Source organism: Sphingopyxis sp. NFH-91, from assembly GCF_021401285.1.
GTDB lineage: Bacteria > Pseudomonadota > Alphaproteobacteria > Sphingomonadales > Sphingomonadaceae > Sphingopyxis > Sphingopyxis terrae_A.
Genome location: NZ_JACBGA010000002.1, coordinates 414,772 through 435,434, shown reverse-complemented (window position 1 = coordinate 435,434; position 20,663 = coordinate 414,772). Strand labels below are relative to the sequence as shown.

At 65.7% G+C, this 20,663-nt stretch carries 24 protein-coding genes; 8 read left to right on the top strand and 16 right to left on the bottom strand.

Annotated elements, in window-relative coordinates; translation table 11 throughout:
* Positions 1 to 26: 26 nt before the first annotated feature.
* Genes L0963_RS07065 through L0963_RS07055 form a run of 3 tightly spaced genes read left to right on the top strand, consistent with a single transcriptional unit; the run spans position 27 to position 2,501 of the window.
* Positions 27 to 551 (top strand): RNA polymerase sigma factor, encoded by a 525-nt coding sequence (locus L0963_RS07065; protein ID WP_186401734.1) that lies wholly within the window; start codon positions 27 to 29, stop codon positions 549 to 551.
* Positions 548 to 1,141 (top strand): hypothetical protein, encoded by a 594-nt coding sequence (locus tag L0963_RS07060; protein WP_186401735.1) that lies wholly within the window; start codon positions 548 to 550, stop codon positions 1,139 to 1,141. Before L0963_RS07065 ends, L0963_RS07060 begins: the two co-directional genes overlap by 4 nt.
* A 1-nt stretch (position 1,142) precedes the next feature.
* A complete protein-coding gene (locus tag L0963_RS07055) occupies positions 1,143 to 2,501 on the top strand; it encodes a serine hydrolase (RefSeq protein WP_234178958.1) in 1,359 nt (452 codons plus the stop codon).
* Here L0963_RS07055 and L0963_RS07050 read toward each other — a convergent pair.
* From L0963_RS07050 to uvrC, 7 genes are read right to left on the bottom strand one after another with little or no spacing between them, the layout of a single operon-like run.
* Complete coding sequence (locus tag L0963_RS07050; RefSeq protein WP_058811395.1) at positions 2,470 to 3,261, bottom strand: LysR family transcriptional regulator; 792 nt, start codon at positions 3,259 to 3,261, stop codon at positions 2,470 to 2,472. The two genes, L0963_RS07055 and L0963_RS07050, sit on opposite strands and share 32 nt — an antisense overlap.
* On the bottom strand, positions 3,258 to 3,659 hold the full coding sequence (gene apaG, locus L0963_RS07045; protein WP_040590068.1) for a Co2+/Mg2+ efflux protein ApaG: 402 nt from the start codon (positions 3,657 to 3,659) through the stop codon (positions 3,258 to 3,260). Before apaG ends, L0963_RS07050 begins: the two co-directional genes overlap by 4 nt.
* Before the next feature lie 17 nt (positions 3,660 to 3,676).
* Entirely contained in the window at positions 3,677 to 4,882 is a 1,206-nt protein-coding gene (locus tag L0963_RS07040) for a trans-sulfuration enzyme family protein (protein WP_186401737.1), read from the bottom strand.
* Positions 4,883 to 4,888: 6 nt separating this feature from the next.
* Positions 4,889 to 5,935, bottom strand: a complete 1,047-nt coding sequence (gene leuB / locus L0963_RS07035) for a 3-isopropylmalate dehydrogenase (protein WP_186401738.1) — start codon at positions 5,933 to 5,935, stop codon at positions 4,889 to 4,891.
* 50 nt (positions 5,936 to 5,985) lie between these two features.
* Positions 5,986 to 6,723 (bottom strand): DNA repair protein RecO, encoded by a 738-nt coding sequence (gene recO / locus L0963_RS07030; RefSeq protein ID WP_186401739.1) that lies wholly within the window; start codon positions 6,721 to 6,723, stop codon positions 5,986 to 5,988.
* On the bottom strand, positions 6,711 to 7,103 hold the full coding sequence (locus L0963_RS07025) for a PaaI family thioesterase (RefSeq protein WP_082813210.1): 393 nt from the start codon (positions 7,101 to 7,103) through the stop codon (positions 6,711 to 6,713). Before L0963_RS07025 ends, recO begins: the two co-directional genes overlap by 13 nt.
* A 10-nt stretch (positions 7,104 to 7,113) precedes the next feature.
* Complete coding sequence (gene uvrC, locus L0963_RS07020) at positions 7,114 to 9,048, bottom strand: excinuclease ABC subunit UvrC (RefSeq protein ID WP_186401745.1); 1,935 nt, start codon at positions 9,046 to 9,048, stop codon at positions 7,114 to 7,116.
* Between the two features lie 66 nt (positions 9,049 to 9,114).
* On the opposite strand from uvrC, the gene L0963_RS07015 reads away from it, so the two are divergent.
* Positions 9,115 to 9,834, top strand: coding sequence for an SDR family oxidoreductase (locus tag L0963_RS07015; protein ID WP_058811863.1), 720 nt, complete (start codon positions 9,115 to 9,117; stop codon positions 9,832 to 9,834).
* Positions 9,835 to 9,910: 76 nt separating this feature from the next.
* Positions 9,911 to 10,348 carry a surface-adhesin E family protein gene (locus L0963_RS07010; RefSeq protein ID WP_003044095.1) on the top strand — a complete coding sequence of 146 codons (438 nt, stop codon included), beginning with the start codon at positions 9,911 to 9,913 and terminating at the stop codon, positions 10,346 to 10,348.
* Positions 10,349 to 10,411: 63 nt separating this feature from the next.
* Here the strand turns inward: L0963_RS07010 and L0963_RS07005 are convergent, their stop codons facing one another.
* The 8 genes from L0963_RS07005 to L0963_RS06970 all read right to left on the bottom strand — a co-directional run bounded on the left by L0963_RS07005 (position 10,412) and on the right by L0963_RS06970 (position 16,945).
* Positions 10,412 to 10,963, bottom strand: coding sequence for a F0F1 ATP synthase subunit B family protein (locus tag L0963_RS07005; protein ID WP_003044099.1), 552 nt, complete (start codon positions 10,961 to 10,963; stop codon positions 10,412 to 10,414).
* Positions 10,956 to 11,456: a F0F1 ATP synthase subunit B family protein gene (locus L0963_RS07000; RefSeq protein ID WP_003044101.1), complete on the bottom strand. Its 501-nt coding sequence runs from the start codon at positions 11,454 to 11,456 to the stop codon at positions 10,956 to 10,958. Before L0963_RS07000 ends, L0963_RS07005 begins: the two co-directional genes overlap by 8 nt.
* A gap of 87 nt (positions 11,457 to 11,543) precedes the next feature.
* Positions 11,544 to 11,771 carry a F0F1 ATP synthase subunit C gene (locus tag L0963_RS06995; RefSeq protein ID WP_003044110.1) on the bottom strand — a complete coding sequence of 76 codons (228 nt, stop codon included), beginning with the start codon at positions 11,769 to 11,771 and terminating at the stop codon, positions 11,544 to 11,546.
* A 40-nt stretch (positions 11,772 to 11,811) separates the two neighbouring features.
* The gene (locus tag L0963_RS06990) at positions 11,812 to 12,597 is read right to left on the bottom strand and encodes a F0F1 ATP synthase subunit A (RefSeq protein WP_003044113.1); all 786 of its coding nucleotides are present in this window, start codon (positions 12,595 to 12,597) and stop codon (positions 11,812 to 11,814) included.
* Between the two features lie 68 nt (positions 12,598 to 12,665).
* A complete protein-coding gene (locus tag L0963_RS06985) occupies positions 12,666 to 12,986 on the bottom strand; it encodes an AtpZ/AtpI family protein (RefSeq protein WP_003044116.1) in 321 nt (106 codons plus the stop codon).
* Positions 12,987 to 13,190: 204 nt separating this feature from the next.
* On the bottom strand, positions 13,191 to 13,586 hold the full coding sequence (locus L0963_RS06980) for a YdbL family protein (protein ID WP_058811390.1): 396 nt from the start codon (positions 13,584 to 13,586) through the stop codon (positions 13,191 to 13,193).
* A gap of 15 nt (positions 13,587 to 13,601) precedes the next feature.
* Positions 13,602 to 13,763, bottom strand: a complete 162-nt coding sequence (locus L0963_RS06975; RefSeq protein WP_371830003.1) for a YnbE family lipoprotein — start codon at positions 13,761 to 13,763, stop codon at positions 13,602 to 13,604.
* A 53-nt stretch (positions 13,764 to 13,816) separates the two neighbouring features.
* Positions 13,817 to 16,945: a YdbH domain-containing protein gene (locus tag L0963_RS06970; protein WP_234178956.1), complete on the bottom strand. Its 3,129-nt coding sequence runs from the start codon at positions 16,943 to 16,945 to the stop codon at positions 13,817 to 13,819.
* Between the two features lie 224 nt (positions 16,946 to 17,169).
* On the opposite strand from L0963_RS06970, the gene radC reads away from it, so the two are divergent.
* Both radC and rnk read left to right on the top strand, forming a co-directional pair.
* Complete coding sequence (gene radC / locus L0963_RS06965) at positions 17,170 to 17,862, top strand: RadC family protein (protein ID WP_186401911.1); 693 nt, start codon at positions 17,170 to 17,172, stop codon at positions 17,860 to 17,862.
* A gap of 229 nt (positions 17,863 to 18,091) precedes the next feature.
* A complete protein-coding gene (gene rnk, locus L0963_RS06960; protein WP_082657299.1) occupies positions 18,092 to 18,520 on the top strand; it encodes a nucleoside diphosphate kinase regulator in 429 nt (142 codons plus the stop codon).
* 69 nt (positions 18,521 to 18,589) lie between these two features.
* Here rnk and L0963_RS06955 read toward each other — a convergent pair whose 3' ends face one another.
* The gene (locus tag L0963_RS06955; protein WP_186401912.1) at positions 18,590 to 19,093 is read right to left on the bottom strand and encodes a calcium-binding protein; all 504 of its coding nucleotides are present in this window, start codon (positions 19,091 to 19,093) and stop codon (positions 18,590 to 18,592) included.
* A gap of 215 nt (positions 19,094 to 19,308) precedes the next feature.
* Here L0963_RS06955 and purB point away from each other — a divergent pair, with 215 nt between their 5' ends.
* Complete coding sequence (purB, locus tag L0963_RS06950; protein WP_186401913.1) at positions 19,309 to 20,622, top strand: adenylosuccinate lyase; 1,314 nt, start codon at positions 19,309 to 19,311, stop codon at positions 20,620 to 20,622.
* Positions 20,623 to 20,663: the final 41 nt, after the last annotated feature.

Genomic DNA, 20,663 nt, shown 5'->3' with positions numbered 1-20,663 from the left:
TTGGCACGGGATTTTGGGAGATCGGGGTGACCGGAAAGGCGCAAGACAGGCTGTTCGAAGAGGCGATCGACCGCTTCGGCGGCGCTATCGCCCGCATGGCGCGCGGCTATGAAGCCGATCCCGAACTGCAACGCGACCTTCTCCAGGAGTTGCAGGTCGCGCTTTGGCAGAGCTTCGCCCGCTTCGATGCCCGCTGCGCGATGAGCACCTGGGTCTGGCGCGTGGTGCATAATCGCGCCGCCTCGCACGTCGCCGCCCAAGCCCGCAAGCGTCGGCGGCCGTGGGTCGATATCGAGGATCTGGCGCTTGCCGATGACGCCCCCTCGCCCGCCGAGCGCGCCGAGACCGACCAGGCGCTGGCGCTGATGCTGGCGATCATCGACCGGCTCGGGCCGCCCGACCGGCAGATATTGCTCCTTTATCTCGAGGGGCTGGCGGCGACCGAAATCGCCGAGGTCACCGGCGTATCGTCCGAGACCGTCGCAACCAAGGTCCATCGCTTCAAATCCATGCTCACGCGCCGTTTCGCGAGCCCCGGAGACGCATCATGACCGATTATTCCGACGACATGACCCTTCACACCCTGTGGCAAAGCGATACGGCCGCGTTCGACCCGATGCCGGTCGAGGAAGTCAGGCGCCGCGCGTCGCGGCTCGGCGACATCGTCGCCCGGCGAAATCGCCGCGAATATATGGCCGCCACCATCGTGATTGCGGGTTTTGCCGTCTATGCCGTGGTCCTTCCCGGCCTGCTGTTCAAGCTGGGCAGTCTGCTCGTGATTGCCGGGACACTGTTCGTCAGCTGGCAGCTAACCCGCCGAACCTCGCGTCCCGATCCGGCGGCCGAAGCCGCGGACATCCGGTCCTATTACCGCGCGCGCCTCGTTCGTGAAGAGCATATGCTGTCGCGCGTCGGGCGCTGGTATCTTGCACCTTTGCTGCCCGGTCTGCTGCTGTTCATGACCGCACAGGCGCTGGATGACCGTTATGGCATGGTTGGTAGCACGCTGCTGATCGGCGGGCCGTTGCTGCTTTTCGGGGCCATCTGGCTCCTCAACCGGCGCGGCGCCGCGATGCTGCGGCGCCAGATAGCGCGCATCGATCGCGATCCGCCTGCCCCTGCCCCCGAACAAGGAGAATGATATGAACCGCCTGCACCGCCTTGCTGCAGCTGCCCTGCTCGCCGTCCCCTTGGCCGCGCTGCCTGTCGGGACCGTCCACGCTCAGCCGGGCACAACCGCACGCGCCGAACAGAGCGCCTTCGACCGCCGCGCCGGTCAGCTCGTCGCCCTGTTCGAAGGGCGGGTGCCCTATGCAGACTATTTTGCGCCTTCCTTCCGCGCGGCGATCCCGGAAGCGCGGTTTGGGGAGATCAGAGAAAATCTGGTCGGCCAATATGGCAAGCCGGTCGCGGTCAAGCGAGCGACATCAGACGACGGTCAATCGAGCACGATACTGCTCCGCTTCGAACGCGGGACCGCGACGATCCGCCTGGATGTCGGCCCGGCCCCCGAAGCGCTGGTGCTGGGACTTCGAGTAACCGGATTTGTGGCTGCCAACGATAGCATCGCCGCAGTTGCAGCGGAAATCGCTGCTTTACCGGGCGATACCGGGTTTCTTGTCGCCGAAGTTGACGGCGACAACATTCGTCATATTGCGGGTTCGGGCACCGATCGGCAGTTTGCTGTCGGATCGATATTCAAACTCTATGTTCTCGATGAGCTCGCTGCGCAGGTCGCGGCGGGGAAGCGGCATTGGGACGATGTCGCCCCGCTTGCCCATCCCAGCTTCTCGTCGGCGGCGACCGCCAACTGGCCGCTGAATACGCCGGTGACGCTACAAACGCTGGCGAACTGGATGATTTCGGTCAGCGATAATGGCGCCGCCGACACGCTGATCCATCTGCTCGGCCGCGAGACGATCGAAGCGCGGATGCGGGCGGCTGGCAATAGCGCACCCGCACGCAACACGCCCTTTTTGACGACGGTCGAGGCCTTCGCGCTCAAGGGCAACAATTTCGCTGATCTCCGTTCAGCCTTTCTCTCCGGCAGCGAAGCGGAGCAACGCAAGATCGTCGATGACAATGCCGATCGCTTAACCCTCGCCAATGTTGACGGCGTCAGCTTCGAAGGAAAACCGCGCTTTATCGACAGCCTCGAATGGTTCGCCTCGCCGATGGATGTGGCGCGGGCCTTTGCCGATCTGCGCGCGCGCGGTTCGGCGCCGACGATGGCGGCGCTGGCGATCAACAATGGCGTCGGCCCCGCAGCGGCGGCGGACTGGTCCTACCTTGGCTACAAGGGCGGGTCGGAGCTTGGCGTGGTGTCGATGAGCCTGCTCGGCCAGCGCAAGGCCGACGGCAAATGGTTCGTCGTCACGGCAAGCTGGAACAATGCGGCCTTGGACCTCGACGGCAACAAGTTCGCCGGTCTCGTCACCCGGCTGCTCGCGCTCGCAGCCAAGGAGGGCGTTACGCCGTCAGCGCCGCCACCAGCGCCTTGACCTTCGCCTGCCGCCATTGCGGGGTCGGCGCGACGAGCCAATAGCCGCGTTTCGTATCCATCGCCTCACCCACTTGGCGCACCCGCCCGGCGGCAATATCGGCCTCGGCGAGCATGGCCGGGACGCAGGCTTGCCCCAGCCCGTTGGCCGCGGCGTCGATCGCCAGCCCGGCATCGCCAAGCCGCAACGCGGGCTCTCCCTCGGCGACGGGGCATCCCGGCCACGCAATCCGCGTGTCGCTGCCGCCGCCAGGCCCCGCCACGGTGACCATCGATGCCGCCGACAGAGCGACCCCTTCATGGTCGCCGGCCCCGTCGGTCCAGAAAATCGCGAGATCGAGATTGGCCTCGGTAAAATCAATGCCGCTATCGGCCGACACAAGCGTGAACCGCACGTCGGGCGCCTGTTGGCTGTACCGGGCGAGACGCGGCGCCAGCCATTTGGCGGTCAGGTCGCGCGGCGCGGCGATGGTCAGCGATTGCGACGACTGCCCCGCCTGCATTGCGCGGACCGATTCCTCGAACTGCAAAAAGCCCTGCCGCAGCGCGTCGAGCCCGGCATGTGCTTCCCCCGTCAGTTCAAGACCCTTAGGGGTGCGGCGGAACAGGACGACGCCTAGCATGTCCTCCAGCGCGCGGATCTGTTGACCGACCGCCGCCGGGGTCACCGCCAGCTCGTCGGCGGCACGGGTAAAGCTGAGATGGCGGGCAGCGGCGTCGAAGACGCGCAGCGCGTTGAGAGGCAGATGGGTGCGCTTCATGACGCGGTCGCGGGGGCCACGAGCGGAAAGGCCGGAATTGCCGCCAGCATCTGCGACCCGTCGGTCATTTCCATCACATAGGTGCCGACCATCCCGCCTTCGGGCGTCGGCAGCGGGCATCCCGAAACATAGTCGAACGACCCGCCGGGCGCGATGAGCGGCTGTTCGCCGACAACGCCTTCGCCCTCAACCTCGCTCACCTGCTCGCGGCCGTCGGTGATCCGCCAATGCCGCGTCAACAGCTGCACCGCGGCCTCACCGTGATTTTCGATGCGGACATGATAGGCCCAGAACCAGCGCCCCAGCGCCGGATGCGACTGTTCGGGCAGGTAGCTGACCGACACGCGCACCGTGATCGGCCCGGTTGTCGCGGCAAAGGGGAAGAGGGAGTCGATCATCGCGCCGCCAGCGTCGCTCAAAGCCCGACCTTGGTCAATGCCTGGTCCAGATCGGCGATCAGATCGCGCGGATCCTCCAGCCCGATATTGATGCGCAGCATCCCCTCTTCGATGCCCATGTCGGCGCGCGCCTCGGCGCTGACGCCGTAATGGGTGGTCGACGCAGGATGGCAGCACAGGCTGCGCGCATCGCCGATATTGTTCGAAATATCGACGAGTTCGAGCGCGTTCAGAAACGCCATCGCCTGCACCCGGTCGTCGAGGAAGAAGGAAAAGATAGGACCACAGCCATCCATCTGGCGCATCGCCAGATTATGCTGGGGGTGGCTGGCCAGGCCGGGATGCAGGATACGCCGCACGCGCCCCTCGATCGCCTTGCCGACCGCCAGCGCATTCTCCGACTGGCGGCGGGCACGCAGGTCGAGCGTTTCCAGCCCCTTCAGAACAACCCATGCGTTGAACGGCGACAGGTTCGGCCCGGTATTGCGCTGGAACGGCAGCAGCACCTCGTTGATGAATTTTTCCGTTCCGCACACCGCTCCGGCGAGGACGCGGCCCTGCCCCTCCATCAGCTTGGTCGCTGAATAGGCTACGACGTCGGCGCCGAATTCCAGCGGGCGCTGAAGCGCGGCGGTCGCGAAGGCATTGTCGACGACGGTCGTGATGCCATGCGCCTTGGCGAGATCGCACACCGCCTGCAGGTCGACGATATCCATCGTCGGATTGGCGGGGGTTTCGAAAAAGAAAAGCTTGGTGTTCGGCTTGATCGCTGCCTTCCACGCGTCAAGATCACGGCCATCGACGACGCTCGTCTCGATCGCGAAGCGCGGCAGCAACGTATCGACGAGCCAGCGGCACGACCCGAAGGCCGCTTTCGCAGCAACAACATGGTCTCCAGCGGACAATTGGCAGAGCAGCGCCGTCGTCATCGCCGCCATGCCAGTGGCCTGCGTCCGGCACGCCTCGGCCCCCTCCATCAACGCGATGCGTTCCTCCAGCATCGCGACGGTGGGGTTTTGCAGGCGCGAATAGGTCATGCCCTGCGCCTCGCCGGCAAAGCGGGCCGCGACTTCCTCGGCGCTGTCATAGGTATAGCCGGAGGTCAGGAACAGGGCCTCGGACGTTTCGCCATGTTCGCTGCGCCACGTCCCGCCGCGCACCGCCTGCGTCGCCGGACGCCAGTTCCTCGTCTTGCTGCGATCGAATCCCGTCGTCTTTTTCATCTCGCTCTATCCGTTCAAAGCCGCGACAACCGCATCGCCAAGCGCTGCGGTGCCCATCGATCCGCCCAAATCGGCGCCGCGGCATCCGTCGGCAAGGATTTTCGCTACCGCACTCTCGATGCGCGCCGCGCTCGCCGCGTCGCCGCCCGAATGGCGGAGCAGCATGGCGAGCGACAGGATCATCGCGAGCGGGTTGGCGATCCCTTTACCCGCAATATCGGGAGCGCTGCCGTGAATGGGCTCGTACAGCCCCTCGCGGCCTTCGCTCAGCGAGGCCGATGCGAGAAGACCGATCGAGCCGACGCACATCGATGCCTGATCGGACAAAATGTCGCCGAACAGATTGCCCGTGACGACCACGTCGAACTGCCCCGGATTGCGCACCAACTGCATCGCGGCATTGTCGACATACATATGACTGAGCTCGACGTCGGGATAGTCGGCCGCAACCTCGATCACGACGTCCCGCCAGAGCTGCGAGGTTTCAAGGACGTTCGCCTTGTCGACGGAGCACAGCCGCTTCCGGCGCCCTTGCGCGGCGCGAAAGGCGACATGCGCGATGCGCCGCACCTCGCTCTCGCTATACGCCATGACGTCATAGCCTTCGCGCTCGCCGGTCGCGGTCGTGCGCATGCCCTTTTCGCCGAAATAGACGTCGCCGTTGAGTTCGCGCACGATCAGCAGGTCAATCGCCGAGGCCACTTCGGGGCGCAGCGCAGAGCTGTCTTCGAGTCCCGCGAACAGCTTGGCCGGACGAAGATTGGCGAACAGGCCGAGTTCCGACCGGAGGCCGAGAATAGCCTGCTCGGGCCGCAAATGACGCTCGACAGCATCGAAGCGCGGATCGCCGACCGCACCGAACAGGATCGCATCGGCCGCCTTGGCCTTTGCGAGCGTCTCAGGCGGCAGCGGGTGGCCGGTGGCGGCATAGGCCGCGCCGCCGACAAGCGCGCGGTCGATCGTGATGGGCAGCGCCAGCGCGGCGAGGACCTTTTCGGCCTCGACCATAATCTCCGGTCCGATACCGTCGCCAGCCAGCAGCAGGATTTGCACGTGCGTCGCCCTTTCCTATCTTCGCGAGCCGCTTAGACAGCGGCGGCCCCTCACGCAACCGCCCTGCCCAGCCTGCCGAGCAATCTTTCCCTCACCGCCAGCAAGTCGCGGTTTCGGCCATCGAGAATGTCGCGGTCGAGGAAATGTCCGGTGATGGCAAGTCCGGCGATGACGTCGGCAATCGACGGATCGGCATCGCGGCCGCGCAAAAAAGGCGGCAGTGGCATCAGCCGCGCTTCATATCCAGCCGCGGCGGCGCGGCCGACCGCCCCGCCTGACTTGGGGCTGACAAAGGCCAGATCGTCGGCGGTGCCGGTCGCCACGCATTCGTCGAGGCTGAGCCCGAAACCGAGCTCGGCAAGCAACAGCAACTCATAGCGCGCGAGCGCCGCTGCCCATAGCCGCGCCGCCGGCGCCACCGCAATCGCCTCCAGAAGCGCCGACAGCGCGGCGTAGAGCGACGGATAGGGCTGGCTTTCGGGAAGCGCCGCCGCGGTCAGGCTGGTCGCCCAGTCGATCGCGGCGGCCGCCAGCGGTTCGAAGAGCAGCGGCGCGCGGCTGGCGATCATTTCAACCGTGGCGCCGCCAAGCTGATCCTCGGTCCGCGCCCGCAGGTCGAGCGCGACGAGGTTTCCCGGCATAAGTATCGGGCGCAGGCGCCGCGATCGCCCCCCGCGCACATAGCCGGCGACAAGGCCGGCACGCTCGGTCAGGGCGCGCAGGATCGCGCCATGTTCGCCATGCGCCCGAACCGCGCAGACGATGGCATCGGCGGTCAGGCCGGCCAAAGCACCATCTGCGTCTGGGTGACGAGCGCGACCTCTTCGCCCGCTTCGGTGCGGATACGCGTCTGCCAGACCGACAGGCGCTTCCCGATCTTGACCGGCGTCGCTTCGCCGACGAGCACCGACCCGACGGGGCCGGCGCCAAGGAAATTGGTCTTGCTTTCGATCGTCGTCGTGCCGCTTGCGCCGTCGGGCAAGGTCAGGAAGGCGCCGACCGCGCCCAGACAGTCGGCAAACGCCATGATGGCGCCGCCGTGGACGATATTGCCCGCGGTGCAGATGTCGGGCCGCACGGGCAACCGCCCGGTAACGCGCTCTTTCGTCCCTTCCTGTATCGTCACGCCCAGCGTTCCGGCGAGCGGCATGGCGGCTGCGAAATCCACGTTCTTCTCCTCAGCTTCCCGGATTGTAGAAATCATAAACGGCCTGCGCGACCGCCGCGCTGACGCCCGGCGCCTTTTTCAGATCGTCGAGGCTGGCGCTGCGGATCGCCCGCGCCGTGCCGAAATGCATCAACAGCGCCTTCTTGCGCGCCGGTCCGATGCCCGGAACCTCGTCAAGCGGCGAGCTGCCCATCGCCTTCGCGCGCTTCTGCCGATGCGCGCCAATGGCGAAGCGATGTGCCTCGTCGCGCAATCGCTGAATGTAGAAAAGCACGGCATTGTTCGGGGGCAGCGTGAATTCGCGGCCGTCGGGCAAAAAGAATGTCTCGCGCCCGGCATTGCGATCCGGTCCCTTGGCGACGCCCACATAAGGAAGATCGTCGATACCGAGTTCCGCGAGCACGGCGCCCGCTGCGGACACCTGCCCTTTGCCGCCGTCGATCAGCACCAGATCGGGCCATTCGCCCTTGTTGCGTTCGGGATCCTCCTCGAGGGCACGCGCGAAGCGGCGCTGGAACACTTCGCGCATCATCGCGAAATCGTCGCCCGGCTGCGTTTCCGGGCGCTTGATGTTGAACTTGCGATAGGCGCCCTTGATCCAGCCTTCCGGCCCCGCGACGACCATCGCGCCGAGCGCATTGGTGCCCTGAATATGGCTGTTGTCGTAGATTTCGATCCGCTGCGGCGGTTCGTCGAGATCGAACAGATCGGCAAGTTCACGCCCCAGTTTCGCCTGACTGCTGCTTTCGGCAAGGCGGCGGTCGAGTTCTTCGCCGGCGTTACGCACCGCCTGTTCGAGCAGTCGCTTGCGATTGCCGCGCTGCGGGACGCTGATCTCGACCTTGCGGCCCGCCGTTTCGCCGAGCGCTTCGGCAAGGACCGCGGCGTCCTCGGGCTCGCGATCGACGAGGATCAGCTTGGGGGGCGGCACGCCCTCGTAAAATTGCATGAGGAAGCTCGCCATCACCTCAGGTTCGGGCACCCCCGCGACATGCGCGGGAAAGAAGCTGCGATGCCCCCAATTCTGCCCGCCGCGAATGAAGAAACCGGCAATGCAGAGCTGCCCGCCCTTCGCGGCCAGCGCAAAGACATCGGCATCGCCCAGCCCGTCGGCATGCACCGACTGGCTACCCTGGATGAAGGTCAGCGCCTTCAACCGGTCGCGGAGCACCGCGGCGAGCTCGAAATCCATGGCTTCGGCCGCGCGCGTCATCGCGTCGCCCAGTCGCTTCTGCACCGCAGTCGAGCGACCCTCCAGAAAGTCCTGCGCATCGCCGACGAGTTCGGCATAATCGGCCTTGTCGATGCGATCGACGCACGGCGCCGAACAGCGGCGGATCTGATAGAGCAGGCACGGCCGCGAACGATTGGCGAAGAAGCTGTCGGTGCAACTGCGCAACAGAAAGGTCTTCTGGAGCGCGTTGAGGGTGCGGTTCACCGACCCCGCGCTGGCGAACGGGCCATAATAGCGTCCCTTGGCACGGCGGGCGCCGCGATGCTTTTGTACCCGCGGGAAGTCATGATCCATGCGGAGCAGGATGAAGGGGAAGCTTTTGTCGTCGCGCAGCAGGACATTGTAGGGTGGACGATAGCGTTTGATGAGCTGTGCCTCGAGCAGCAGCGCCTCGGCCTCGCTTGTCGTCGTCACGATCTCCATAGCGCGCGTCTGCGCGACCATGCGCTGCAACCGCTGCGGCAGCCGCGCGACCTGGGTGTAGTTGGTGACGCGGTTCTTCAGCGCGCGGGCCTTGCCGACGTACAGAACGTCGCCGCGCGCATCGAGCATCCGATAGACACCGGGGCGCACCGGCAGCTTGCGCACGACGCCGCGAATGACCTCGGCACCGCGCTCCAGATCGGGCTTGTCGGCCCCCTCCCCCTCGCCGCGGACGACATAGGTGGCCTTCTCTTCGTTGAATCGTTCGGGAGCGTTGGGACGGACCATCATTTCCATGTAGGCGATGGCCGCGCGGCCCGCCATAGTGTGGCAGGTAAAAGCATGGAGGGGGCGATGGAATTACACGGCAAACTGGCGCTGGTGACGGGCGGAAGCGACGGAATCGGGCGCGAAATCGCACTGCAATTGCAGGCGGCGGGCGCCGAGGTGGTCGTGACGGGCCGCTCACCCGAAAAACTGGCGGGGATGCGGGCGCTGGGTTTTGAAACGATCGCCGGCGATCTGTCCGAGCCGGCGGGAATCGATGCCGTCGTCGCGGGGGTCGCAGGGCGACCGCTGGCGCTTCTGGTCAACAATGCCGGGGTCGGCAGCGATTATGAGCTGGACGAGCCGGCAACTCTCGACAGCGCGGCGCAGTGCATCCGTACCAACCTCGACGCGCCGATCGCACTCTGCACGCGGCTGCTGCCGATCCTGCGCGCCCAGCCTGCCGCCGCGATCGTCAATGTGACCTCGGGGCTCGCGATCGCACCGCGCGCCGGCGGTTCGATCTATTGCGCCACCAAGGCCGGGCTGCGCGCCTATACGCAGGCGATCCGCCACCTGCTGCGCGACAGCAATGTGGCGGTGATCGAGGCGCTGCCGCCGGTGGTGGAAACCAATATGACCGCGGGTCGCGCCGGGAAGAAGATGAGCGCGCACGATTGCGCCGCCGAAATCGTGCGCGGCATCCGCACCGGCAAGCGCGAGGTGAATGCGGGGGCGGTGAAGCTGTTACAACTCGTCAACAGCGTCTCGCCCGCCCTCGCCCGCCGGATCATGATCAAATATTGAGGCCGCCAATTTCGGCTTTGCGCGCCCGAACGGCTGTGGCAGGCCGTGCACGGGGCGCACCATAAGGGGGGATATTATGCGCATGATTTTTGTGGCGGCCACGCTGTTGCCGCTCGCCACGCCGGCTGCCGCCGCCGAATGGTATCTGGTGGGCGGCAATGATTCGACCCGCACCTATGTCGACCTTGCGAGCCTGCGCGCGCTGAGCGGCAAGATCGTCGGCGACGTGCTGAGCGTCTATGCCAAACCGCTCAACGGCGGACCGATCGTGGGTGCAAAAATTCGCGAGGAGCTCGATTGCGGTGGCAATTATTTCCGCACGCTCGAATATAGCTATTATCGCGCCGACGGCAGCTTCATCGAGAGCGAACCGTCCGAGACGATCACCGAGCACAAGACGCCCGCCGCCAACAGCATCAACGAGGCGATCATGGATTTCGCCTGCTATCGCAAAGGCGGCACCGCGGTCAGCGATCCGTTCAGCGATGCGGCCGACAATTTCGACGAGTATTGACGCGAAAAAGCGGCCGTCTCGCTTAGACGAGACGGCCGCTTTTCATGGCCCGATCGGGAAAGATCAGCTCTTGGCAACGGCCGCGATCGCCTGATCGATCAGCGCCTTGTCGGCGCCCGCGTCATGCTTGGCCGCGATCAGCGCTGCGGCGGCATCGGTCGCCGCCTTGGCCGCCGCGGCACGAACCTCGGCAACCGCGTTGGCTTCGGCCGCTGCGATGCGGTCTTCGGCCATCTGCTTGCGGCGAGCGATCAGCGCGGTCGCATCGCCCTTCGCCTTGGCGACGAGCGCTTCGGCCTCGGATTCGGCGCGGGCGCGAAGCTCGTCGGCTTCCTTCGCCGCATCGGCAAGCTTGGCCTCATATTCGGCCTTGAGCGATTCGGCATCGAGGCGAAGCTGTTCGGCTTCGCCGAGCTGCTTCGAAATCTCTGCGATCTTCTTGTCGAGCGACGCGCCGATCATCGCAGGCACCTTCTTCCAGACAAGAATGCCGAGGAAGGCGAGCATCGCGATCGACACCCACACGGTGGCGTTAAGCCCGAAAGCCGTCGGATCGGCATGCGCCTCCCCGGCAGCGCCGGCAGCTTCGGACAGGATCATCAGGAAATCAGCCATGCAGCACCGCCTTCACCGCAGCCTTTGCGTCGGTTGCGGCAACTTTCACGCCCGACAGCTTGGCCACTAGGTCGGTCGCCGCTTCGGCAGCGACCGATTCGATTTCCGCCATTGCCGAGGTACGCGCAGCGCCCACATCGGCTTCGGCCGCTGCCAGCTTTTCCGAAAGCTCGGCATCGACCTTTGCCAGACGCTTTTCGGCGTCGCGAGCGGCCTTGTCCTTGGCGTCCGAAACCGCCTTCTGCGCCGCAGCGCGGCTCGCCTCGCTCTGCTGGCGATAGCTTTCCTCGAGGCCGTCGGCGGCCGCGTGTGCGGCCTTGGCCGCCGCCAGATCGTCGGCGACCTTGCGATCGCGCGCGTCAACCGTCGCCTCGATCTTGGGCAGCATGCCGCGGCCGATGACGATGTAGATGCCGGCAAACACGACCAGCAGCCAGAAAAGCTGCGAGGCGAGGTACCAGTTATCAGCGGTTAGCTGGGCTATCTGGGGCATGAAAGGCGAACCTTAAACTTATGAAAAACCTGCAAATCGGTGCAGCCGGTCCCCATCCGAGGACCGGCCACGCCGGATCGTCCGAAATCAGACGACGAAAAGCAGGATCATCGCGACGACGAACGCGAGCAGGCCGAGAAGTTCGGCAGCCGCGAAGCCGATGAACAGGCGACCCTGCTGGCCGTCGGCGGCCGCGGGGTTGCGCAGCGCGCTTTCGAGGAAGCTGCCGAAGACGTTACCCACGCCGATGGCGGCCATGCCGGCACCGATAGCGGCGAGACCAGCACCGATCAGCTTTGCTGCTTCTGCGTCCATTGTAATACTCCTTGGGTGTAAGCGTTTGATATAAACGGGATTAGTGAAGGTTGACCGCGTCGTTGATGTAAAGCGAGGTCAACAGGGCGAAAACATAGGCCTGGATACCGGCAACGAGCAGTTCGAGCGCGCTGATACCGATCATCAGGATGAAGCTGAGGACCGAGACGATCGAGCCGAGCCAGACGGTTTCGGCGTTGAAGCCGTTGATGACGAAGCCCGACAGCACCTTGAGCAGAACGTGACCCGCCGTCATCGCGACGAAGAGACGCAGGCCGAGGCTGAAGGGACGGACCATGAAGGACACGAACTCGATGGGCGCGATGATCGGAATCATCGGCAGCGGCGTGCCATGCGGCACGAAGAGCGAGAAGAAGTGCAGGCCGTGGCGCCAGAAACCGACGACGAGCACGATCGCGAAACTGACAAGCGCGAGAACGCCGGTGATCGCAATATGGCTGGTCACGGTGAAGGGATGGATGCCGAAGACGCCGAGCGGCAGCATGCCGAGCAGGTTGCAGAACAGGATGAACATGAACAGCGAGAAGACATAGGGCGTGAACTTGCGCCCTTCGCTGCCGATATTCTGGGTCATCATGCTCGAGATGAAGCCCGTGAAGCCCTCGACGGCAGCTTGCCAGCGACCGGGAACGAGCTGACGGCGCATGCCGCCCCACATGAAGATGCCGAGCGTGATGGCCGCGACGACCATCCACAGCGCGCTGTTGGTGAACAGGATTTCGTGCCCGCCCAGATGGAAACCGCCGCCGAGCGGGGTCACCTCGAACTGGTGCATCGGGTCGATCTTGCCGGATTCCGCCGCCACTCTTCACTCCACGCGCATTGCGGGGCGGCTCATCGGGCCGTCCCGCCAGAAATTCCCTTTGATCCGCGCTACTTGCGTGGACCCGAAGCGATGCGAATGATGTTCCGGAACGCCACGACGATCCCCATGAACAACATTCCCAACAACCCCCAGGGCGACGTGCCCGCGATGCGGTCGATCAGCCAGCCGAACAAGGCGCCACCGATCAATCCACCCAGCAGTTCCGCCAGCACCCGGTTCCCGAGCCGGTAATTGGCATCGGATTCCGGACTGGCGGTGCCTGCGGTCCGTTTCGCTTCTGCGGCTTCGGCCCGGTCCAATCGCTCTTCGAGCGAGACCAGGCGCGAATCCTCCGAAGTTTGATCCGGATCGCTGCCCTTCCCCGTCATCTTCCGCCATCCTCCTGAAACAGAACCGAAAAGAATCGGTGCCGCCCGCGAAAAAGGCCCGGAAAAAGCCGGGGGACCCCTAAGGCGCGGCCCGTTTAGGAACGCCGCCCGATTAAGTCAATGCCCGTGCGCAGGCGCACAAAAATGCCGCCGCGTTTAGGGGCGCGGCGGCATAATGAGGCACGAAGGCCTGCTGCTAATTTGTCAGTTGGCGGCGCACCGCGGATCGCGCACCGGCGGGCTGCTGTCGCGCGTCAGCCACTTGCCGTCGGGCGTGCGGTATTTCTCGCCCGGCGCGGTTTTCAGGATCAGGTTGCAGCCCGTCACAAAGGCGAACTGTTCGATCGTGCTGCCCGCCGGCGCGTTGCGCGTATAAGCATCCTTGCGCTTGATATTGAGGTCGCTGACCAGCTTGCGCACCGCATCGGTCGGCGTGGTCACAAAGCCGAGGTAGCCGTCGGGTTGTTCGCCGATCAGGCCCGCAGCGCGCGCATTTTCATAGGCGGGGTCGCGCTGCGCCAGCGCCGGCGTGACCAGCGCGGCGACCGCTCCGGCGGCGGCCAGTGCGGCGATTGCGGGTTTGAACATCTGCTTCATCATCTTGTTTCGTCCCTGTCAGAAGATAGAGCCATTTTGTTCGATCAGCTTTTTCGCGTCGCCGTCGATCCTGTACACCACTTCCTGCTGGATGCGGATGTTCAGGTTGATCTCGATCGGCTTGTCGGGCGCCGACACCTGAACGCAGCCGCCAAGGCCCATCGTTCCGATCGTCAGCAACAGACACCGACCGCCTATGGCCGCTCTCCTCATCTTTCCTGTCTTCCTTACCGTCATTGCACGGGCTCGCTTGCTGGAGGCTGAACGGGCGCCGCCTTCGCCGCTGCGGCGGCTTCGGCGTCGCGCTGCGCTTGCAAGAGCTGCGACAAATTCTGCTCCACCAGGACCGATGGATCGTAAAAGCTCTTTGCAGAGAATATCAGGCCGCGGAAAGGCCCTTCGACACGAATGTTGAAGATCAGCGGGATTTTGGCGACCTGATCGACCAGGAAATTGCGCTTCGCGCCGACGCCCTGCCCAATCCCGCCAAAGCGGATTTCCGTCACCATTTCGCCGTCGAGGTTGCCGTTGAGGACAATCGTCAGATCGTCATATTTCAGCGACCGCAGCGCGCCGAACGCAAAATTGGCCATCGTGCCGAGGTTGTGATTGGAAAGCTCGCCAACATAGGCGAGCGTCCCGCCGCCGTCGCGCGCATCGATCCGCCCATTGACTACGCGCCCGCCAAGCCCGTCGAATTCGACCGGCAGCGTCCCGTCGAACTTGCCCGTCGCGTTGATATTCTCGAACCCGAACTGCTGAAGGAAAACCGCGGCATCGACGCCGACCACATCGAACATCAGGCGGCGCGGCTGGGTGGCGCTGAAATCGAGCGTGGCGGGGTGAAGCAGAAGCTCGCCGCCCGCGAAGGGCCAGCGCCCGCCCTCGATCCGCACCCGATTGCCGCCGAGCAGCTGATAGTCGATCTTGCCGTCCACGACGGGAATGCCCGGATTGACCTCATTCAGCGCGACGGTCTGCCCCGGCGCCGAATGGAGCCCCAGCAGATCGTCGAACGTCAGCGTCGACGTCAGCCCGGTCACCGGGCCAAACGCAGCGGCGAGGTCGGTATTGGCGGTCGCAAAAGTGCCCCGGCTCGTCACGCCGTCGGCGTTCCATTCGATCCGCCCGTCGCCGACGACCGAGCCCTGGACATTGGCAACGACGCCTTGCGCAAGCGTCGTGAGCTGTTCGGGCTGGAAATTATCGTCGAACCGCAATTCCTTGACGATCAGATCGGCGGCGCCGCTACTGTCGGCAAAGCGATGGCGGATCACCGTATCGAGTATCTTCCGGCCGCTCTCGCGCTCGTCGAAACCGGCCCTTGCGTCGATCACGCCGTCGGCGAAACGGAGATGCGCGTCGCGGCTGATCAGCGGCGCAAAGCGCTTGTCCGCCGCCGCATCGGTCAGCACCAGCCCGCCGTCGAGCGTCAGCGCGCCGTCGGCCCAGCGCCAGTTGCCGGCAATCTCGCTCATGTCGAGCGGGACGGCGCCGATCTTGCCCTGCGCATCGGCAAGCGTTCCGGCCATCCCCTGTCCCCCCGCCACGCCCGAAAGGCGTCCGGCGGCGAAATGCGTCACGCTGTCCCCGGCCCCGATCCGGACATCGGCGTTGGCAAGCGACCAGCGCCACCGCGCCAGATCGATCTCGCCGGGACCGCTGTCGAGCGCAAAGGGCGATGCCCCGCTGGTGCCGCGCAGCTTGAGGCCCGGAAGCCGCACGGCGCCGCGCACCCCCGCCGGTCCCACGCTGAACAGCGGCGCGCCGGGGGCGCTGCACAGATCGACACCGTTGTTGACAAGACGCAGCCCCGATACGTCGACCTTATTCGCGGTGACGCGGTGGCAGCCGCCGTTGAACGCCATCCCGCCAGTTGCCGCGAGCCCACCGGCGATCGGCACGCGAAGCCCCTCGACCCGCCCACCCGCGAGCGGTCCGGACAAGGTGGCGCTGGTCGAAAAGCGCATCGCGGTGCCTGGCGCGCTCGAAAAGCGCACGGAATCGAGCACCAGACGCGCGCCCCCCGCCTGATAGGCGTCGATTTGCGCCAGCCCGGTCATGCGGCCGTCGGCACGGCGGTCGAGTTCCATCGCGCCGACCGGAAGGCCGCCGCCGCCGAAGGTCCAGCGCCCCGTCGCAATGACTTCGGGGCGCGGTGCCGCGAAGAGGTAACCGATGCGGCTGTCGGCGCTGCCCGCGAAGCGTGCGCCGCTACGGCTCGACAGGCTGGGCGCGGCAAGCTCGAAACGGAGCGCCTCGCCCTGTCCGGTCAGCGCGACCGCCGCTTCGCCGCTCGCACCCGCCAGCGCCGCGGCAAAGGCGCGCGCCGCCCGGTCGCCGAGCGGGCCTAGCGGGGTGCCGTCCAGCGCCGCGGCGCTGTCCGCGACCGACCGGCGCAGACGCGCGCTCGCGCTTGCATCGGCGAAGCGCAGCCGGCCTTCGAAATTGGGCGTGACGCTGCCGACCGCGCCCTTGCCTTCGAGATGGACGCCGCTCGCTGCGAAGTCGCGCCCGGCCAGCTTGGCAACATCCGCTGCCAGCGTCAGCGCGGTGCGATCGGCCGTGCCGGTGAAGCGGCCCTTCACGCCGACCCGCTCGGCGGCGAGCGCGGGCATCGTCAGGCGCTGGACCAGTGCGTCGGCGGTGCCGTCCCATTGCTGCAGATTTTCGGCAAGCGAGACGTCCAGCGCGATCTGCGGCGCGGCGACCGCGACCGGCTGCGCGCCGCCGCAAGTCACGGCCGCGCCGCGCAACGGCCCCGTCAGCCGCGGGCGCACATCGCGCACCGCGAGTTTGCCGTAGAAAGTGATTCCCGTGCCGCGGCAATCGCCAGCGGCGATATGCGGGGCCACGAGCGCGAGGGTTCCCGCAAAATCGCGGCGCAAATTGCCGCCGCCGTTCAGCGCCGCGCCGACATTGCCCCACGGCGTTTCGATGCGCGCCCGCGCATCGCTTAGTCTGACCGCCATATCGGGCAAGGCGAACGGACTCTTGTCGGTCGGGTCACGAAATTTGTCGAGCGCGCCGAGCGACAATTGTCCATCGACGAAGCGGCCGTAGAGCCGCAGGCCGTCGGCGCGCACCGATGCGACGTAGGGACCGGACAAGCCGAGCCCGACCGACACCTCAAGCACCCGCGCGGTCAGGTCGGGATGCGCCGGATTACCGATAACGACGTTGCTGAGCCGCTGGGTCGACAGGCCGATGCATTCGATCGCGTAGTGCGCCGGCACGCCCTTTTTCGCAAGCTGGTCCTGAATGAAACGGTCGGCGATCGGGGCGCGGACAACCCAAAGCCCGAGCGCCAGCGCACCGAGCGCGCCGCCGACGATCCACGGCGCCTTGCGCCGCCGCCGCACGCGGGCTGCCTCCGCCTCGCTCACCCGCGACCGAACCCGTCGGCCGCCTGTGACGTCACGCCGTCATCATAGGTCCGGCCAAAGCTCACTGCGCATACCATTGCTGTTCCATGCCCATCGGCAACGCAGGGCAAGACCATTCGATGCAGGAAAAAGCGCCGCGACATAGGCGCTTGTGTCTATGAGCGTTGAGTGGTGCCCACAAGGCGGTTATTGCCTTGACGATGGCCGACGCGCCCGCCCCCCTTCCCGATCATGCGGGCCACCGGTCGCGGCTTCGCGCGCGCCTGCTCGGCGGCGATGCCGACGGTATGGCCGATTACGAACTGGTCGAATATCTCCTCGCGCTTGCGATCCCGCGGCGCGATACCAAGCCGCTCGCCAAGACATTGCTGCGCGAATTCGGTTCGTTCCCACAGCTCGTCAGCGCCGATCCCGAATCGCTGCGCCGGGTCGACGGCATGGGCGACGGCGCGATCGCCGCGCTCAAGATCGTCCAGCAGGCCAGCCTCCGGATGCTGAAAGGGGAATTCCGCGAAAAGCCCCTATTGTCGAGTTGGGATGCGCTGCTCGACTGGCTGCGCGCCGACATGGGACCGATCGAGGTCGAGCGGGTGCGGGTGCTGTACCTCAACTCGCGCAACATGCTGATCCGCGACGAGGTCGCGAGCGAGGGGTCGATCGACCAATCGGCGATCTATGTGCGCGAAGTCGTGAAGCGCGCACTCGAACTCGGCGCCGCGGCGATCATCATCGTCCACAATCACCCCAGCGGAAACCCCGAACCGAGCCGCCAGGATATCGCGATAACGCGCGACCTCGCCGATGCCGCAGGGCGGCTGGGCATCGCGCTGCACGATCATATCATCATCGGCGGCAGCGGCCACCGCAGCCTCCGCGCGCTCGGGCTGCTCTGAATCAGGAGGCCCAAAAGGCCGGGCTTTACTTGCCCGGCCTCAGGCGACATCATCGCGTCATGCAGATTCGGCAGCGCCATCTTCGCTTCCGCCTTCACGCGGGTCAGCTTCTCGCGGGCTTCTAGCCCCGGGCTGTGGCGTGCCATGCCCCGGACCGGGGCTAGATTTCCGAACCATCCCGACAGGAGCGCGGCCGCGCCCTGCCCTTTCCATGCGGAAAGCAAAAAGAATGACAGTAGCCAAGACCACCTCGACCAAGGCAAGCAAACGCCCGCCCATTCACATGATCGACTCGGAGGCCGATGCGCTGACCGATCTCGCCCTCGGCATCGAAAAACGCATGCCGCAGGTCAGCGAACTGCTGATGCGCGAGATCGGCCGTGCGACCGTCCACAAGGAGCGCCACGTCCCGCGCGACGTCGTGACGATGAACAGCGAGGTCGATTTCGTCGACGAAGCGAGCGGCGCGGTGCGCAGCGTCCGGCTGGTCTATCCGTCGGATGCCGACATCGCGTCGGGGCGGATTTCGATCCTGACGCCCATTGGTGCCGGGTTGATAGGGATGCGCGCCGGCAGCGCGATCCTGTGGCCCGATCGCGACGGCCACGAACGGGCGTTGACGATCCGGGCAGTCATGCAGCCGCCGCGCGCGGCATGACGGTCATGGCAATGCAGCCGCCGGATCGCTCCGACGGCTGCATCGCCCCAAGCGGGGAGGACTGCGAAATCAGGCGCCGCGCGAAAGGAACGCGACCAGTTCTTCCTTGGTAACGCTGCCCGACTTGTCGGCGTCGGCCGTGCCATAAGCCTGATCGATCCAGCTCTTCACATCGGCCGATTCGGGATCGACGGCGGGATCCTGCGCGGTGCGCAGCTTCTTCATCCATGCGCCGAATTCAGCGGAGCTAAGGTCGCCCGACTTGTCGCCGTCATAGGTCGGAAATTCGGTTTCGACGATCTGGGCGATTTGCGCGGGGGTCGCGGCTGCGCTGCTCGACGGGGCGGGCGCGGTCTGCGCAGGCGCCTCGCTGGCCGGCGCCATCGTATCGGTGGCCGGCTCGGTGGGGGCCGGCGGAGCCGTCGTGTCGGTCGGTGCCGGCGCGCTATCGGGCATCGGCGCAGCCTCGGGCTGCTCGGTCGGCGGCGTGGTGCCCGGCGACGGCGGTGCTTCCTGGGCCAGCGCGGGGAAACTGATCGCGGCGGCGCCGATCAAAAGAACTTGCTTCAACATTATCTATCTCCTGTACCGGCGGCGGACCTGCATCTGTTTGCGATCCGCCGCCTTTTCTGAAGGGGCATGGGGGCAACCGTCCGCGTTCGCTGGAAGTTGCGGAGCGCGGGTGATTGGCGAAGCGGTCGACCCCTGCTAGGGGGCGCCCCATCGTGATTCCGTCGCGGTTTTGCGACAAGGCGCCGAACAGCGGCGCACAAAAGGAAGGTACATCAATGGTTCCGCGCTACGCCCGCCCGGACATGACCGCCATCTGGTCGCCCGAGAATCGCTTTCGCATCTGGTTCGAGATCGAGGCGCATGCGACCGAGGCGCTCGCGGAACTGGGCACGGTTCCCCAGTCCGCCGCGAAGGCGCTGTGGGACTGGTGGGCGACGAAACCCGTCATCGACGTCGACGCGATCGACGCCATCGAGGCGGTCACCAAGCATGACGTCATCGCCTTCCTGACCTGGGTCGCCGAAAATGTCGGCGAAGAAGCGCGCTTCATGCATCAGGGCATGACGTCGAGCGACGTGCTCGACACCTGCCTCGCGGTGCAACTCGCGCAGGCTGCCGACATCCTGCTCGCAGACCTCGACGCGCTGCTCGAGGCGATCAAACGCCGCGCATACGAACATAAGCTGACCCCGACGATCGGGCGCAGCCACGGCATCCATGCCGAGCCCGTCACCTTCGGACTCAAAATGGCCGAAGCCTATGCCGAGTTCGCCCGCTGCAAGGCGCGGCTGGTCGCAGCGCGCGCGGAAATTGCGACCTGCGCGATTTCGGGCGCGGTTGGCACCTTTGCCAATATCGACCCGCGCATCGAAGCGCATGTCGCGGCGAAGCTGGGCCTCGCGATCGAACCCGTGTCGACGCAGGTCATTCCGCGCGACCGCCATGCCATGTTCTTCGCAACGCTCGGCGTGATCGCCTCGTCGATCGAACGCCTGTCGGTCGAGGTCCGCCACCTTCAGCGCACCGAAGTGCTCGAAGCGGAGGAATATTTTTCGCCGGGGCAGAAGGGCTCGTCGGCCATGCCGCACAAGCGCAACCCGGTGCTCACCGAAAATCTGACCGGGCTTGCGCGCATGGTGCGCAGCGCCGCCATCCCTGCGATGGAGAATGTCGCGCTGTGGCACGAGCGCGATATCAGCCATTCGTCGGTCGAACGCTTCATCGGTCCCGACGCGACGATCACGCTCGACTTCGCGCTCGCGCGACTGACCGGCGTGGTCGACAAGCTGCTCGTTTACCCCGAGCGTATGCAGAAAAATCTCGATCGCATGGGCGGCCTCGTCCATTCGCAGCGCGTCCTGCTCGCGCTGACCCAGGCAGGGGCGAGCCGCGAGGACAGCTATGCGCTCGTCCAGCGCAATGCGATGAAGGTTTGGGAAAGCGACGGCGAGCTTTCGTTGCTCGAACTGCTGAAGGGCGATACCGACGTGACCGCGCGACTGTCGGCGGAGCAACTGACCGCGCTGTTCGACCTCGACTATCATATGAAGCATGTCGACACGATCTTTGCGCGGGTGTTCGGCGGCTGAACGCGCCGGGCCTCGCCCAGAGACTCGCATCGTGCGCCAAA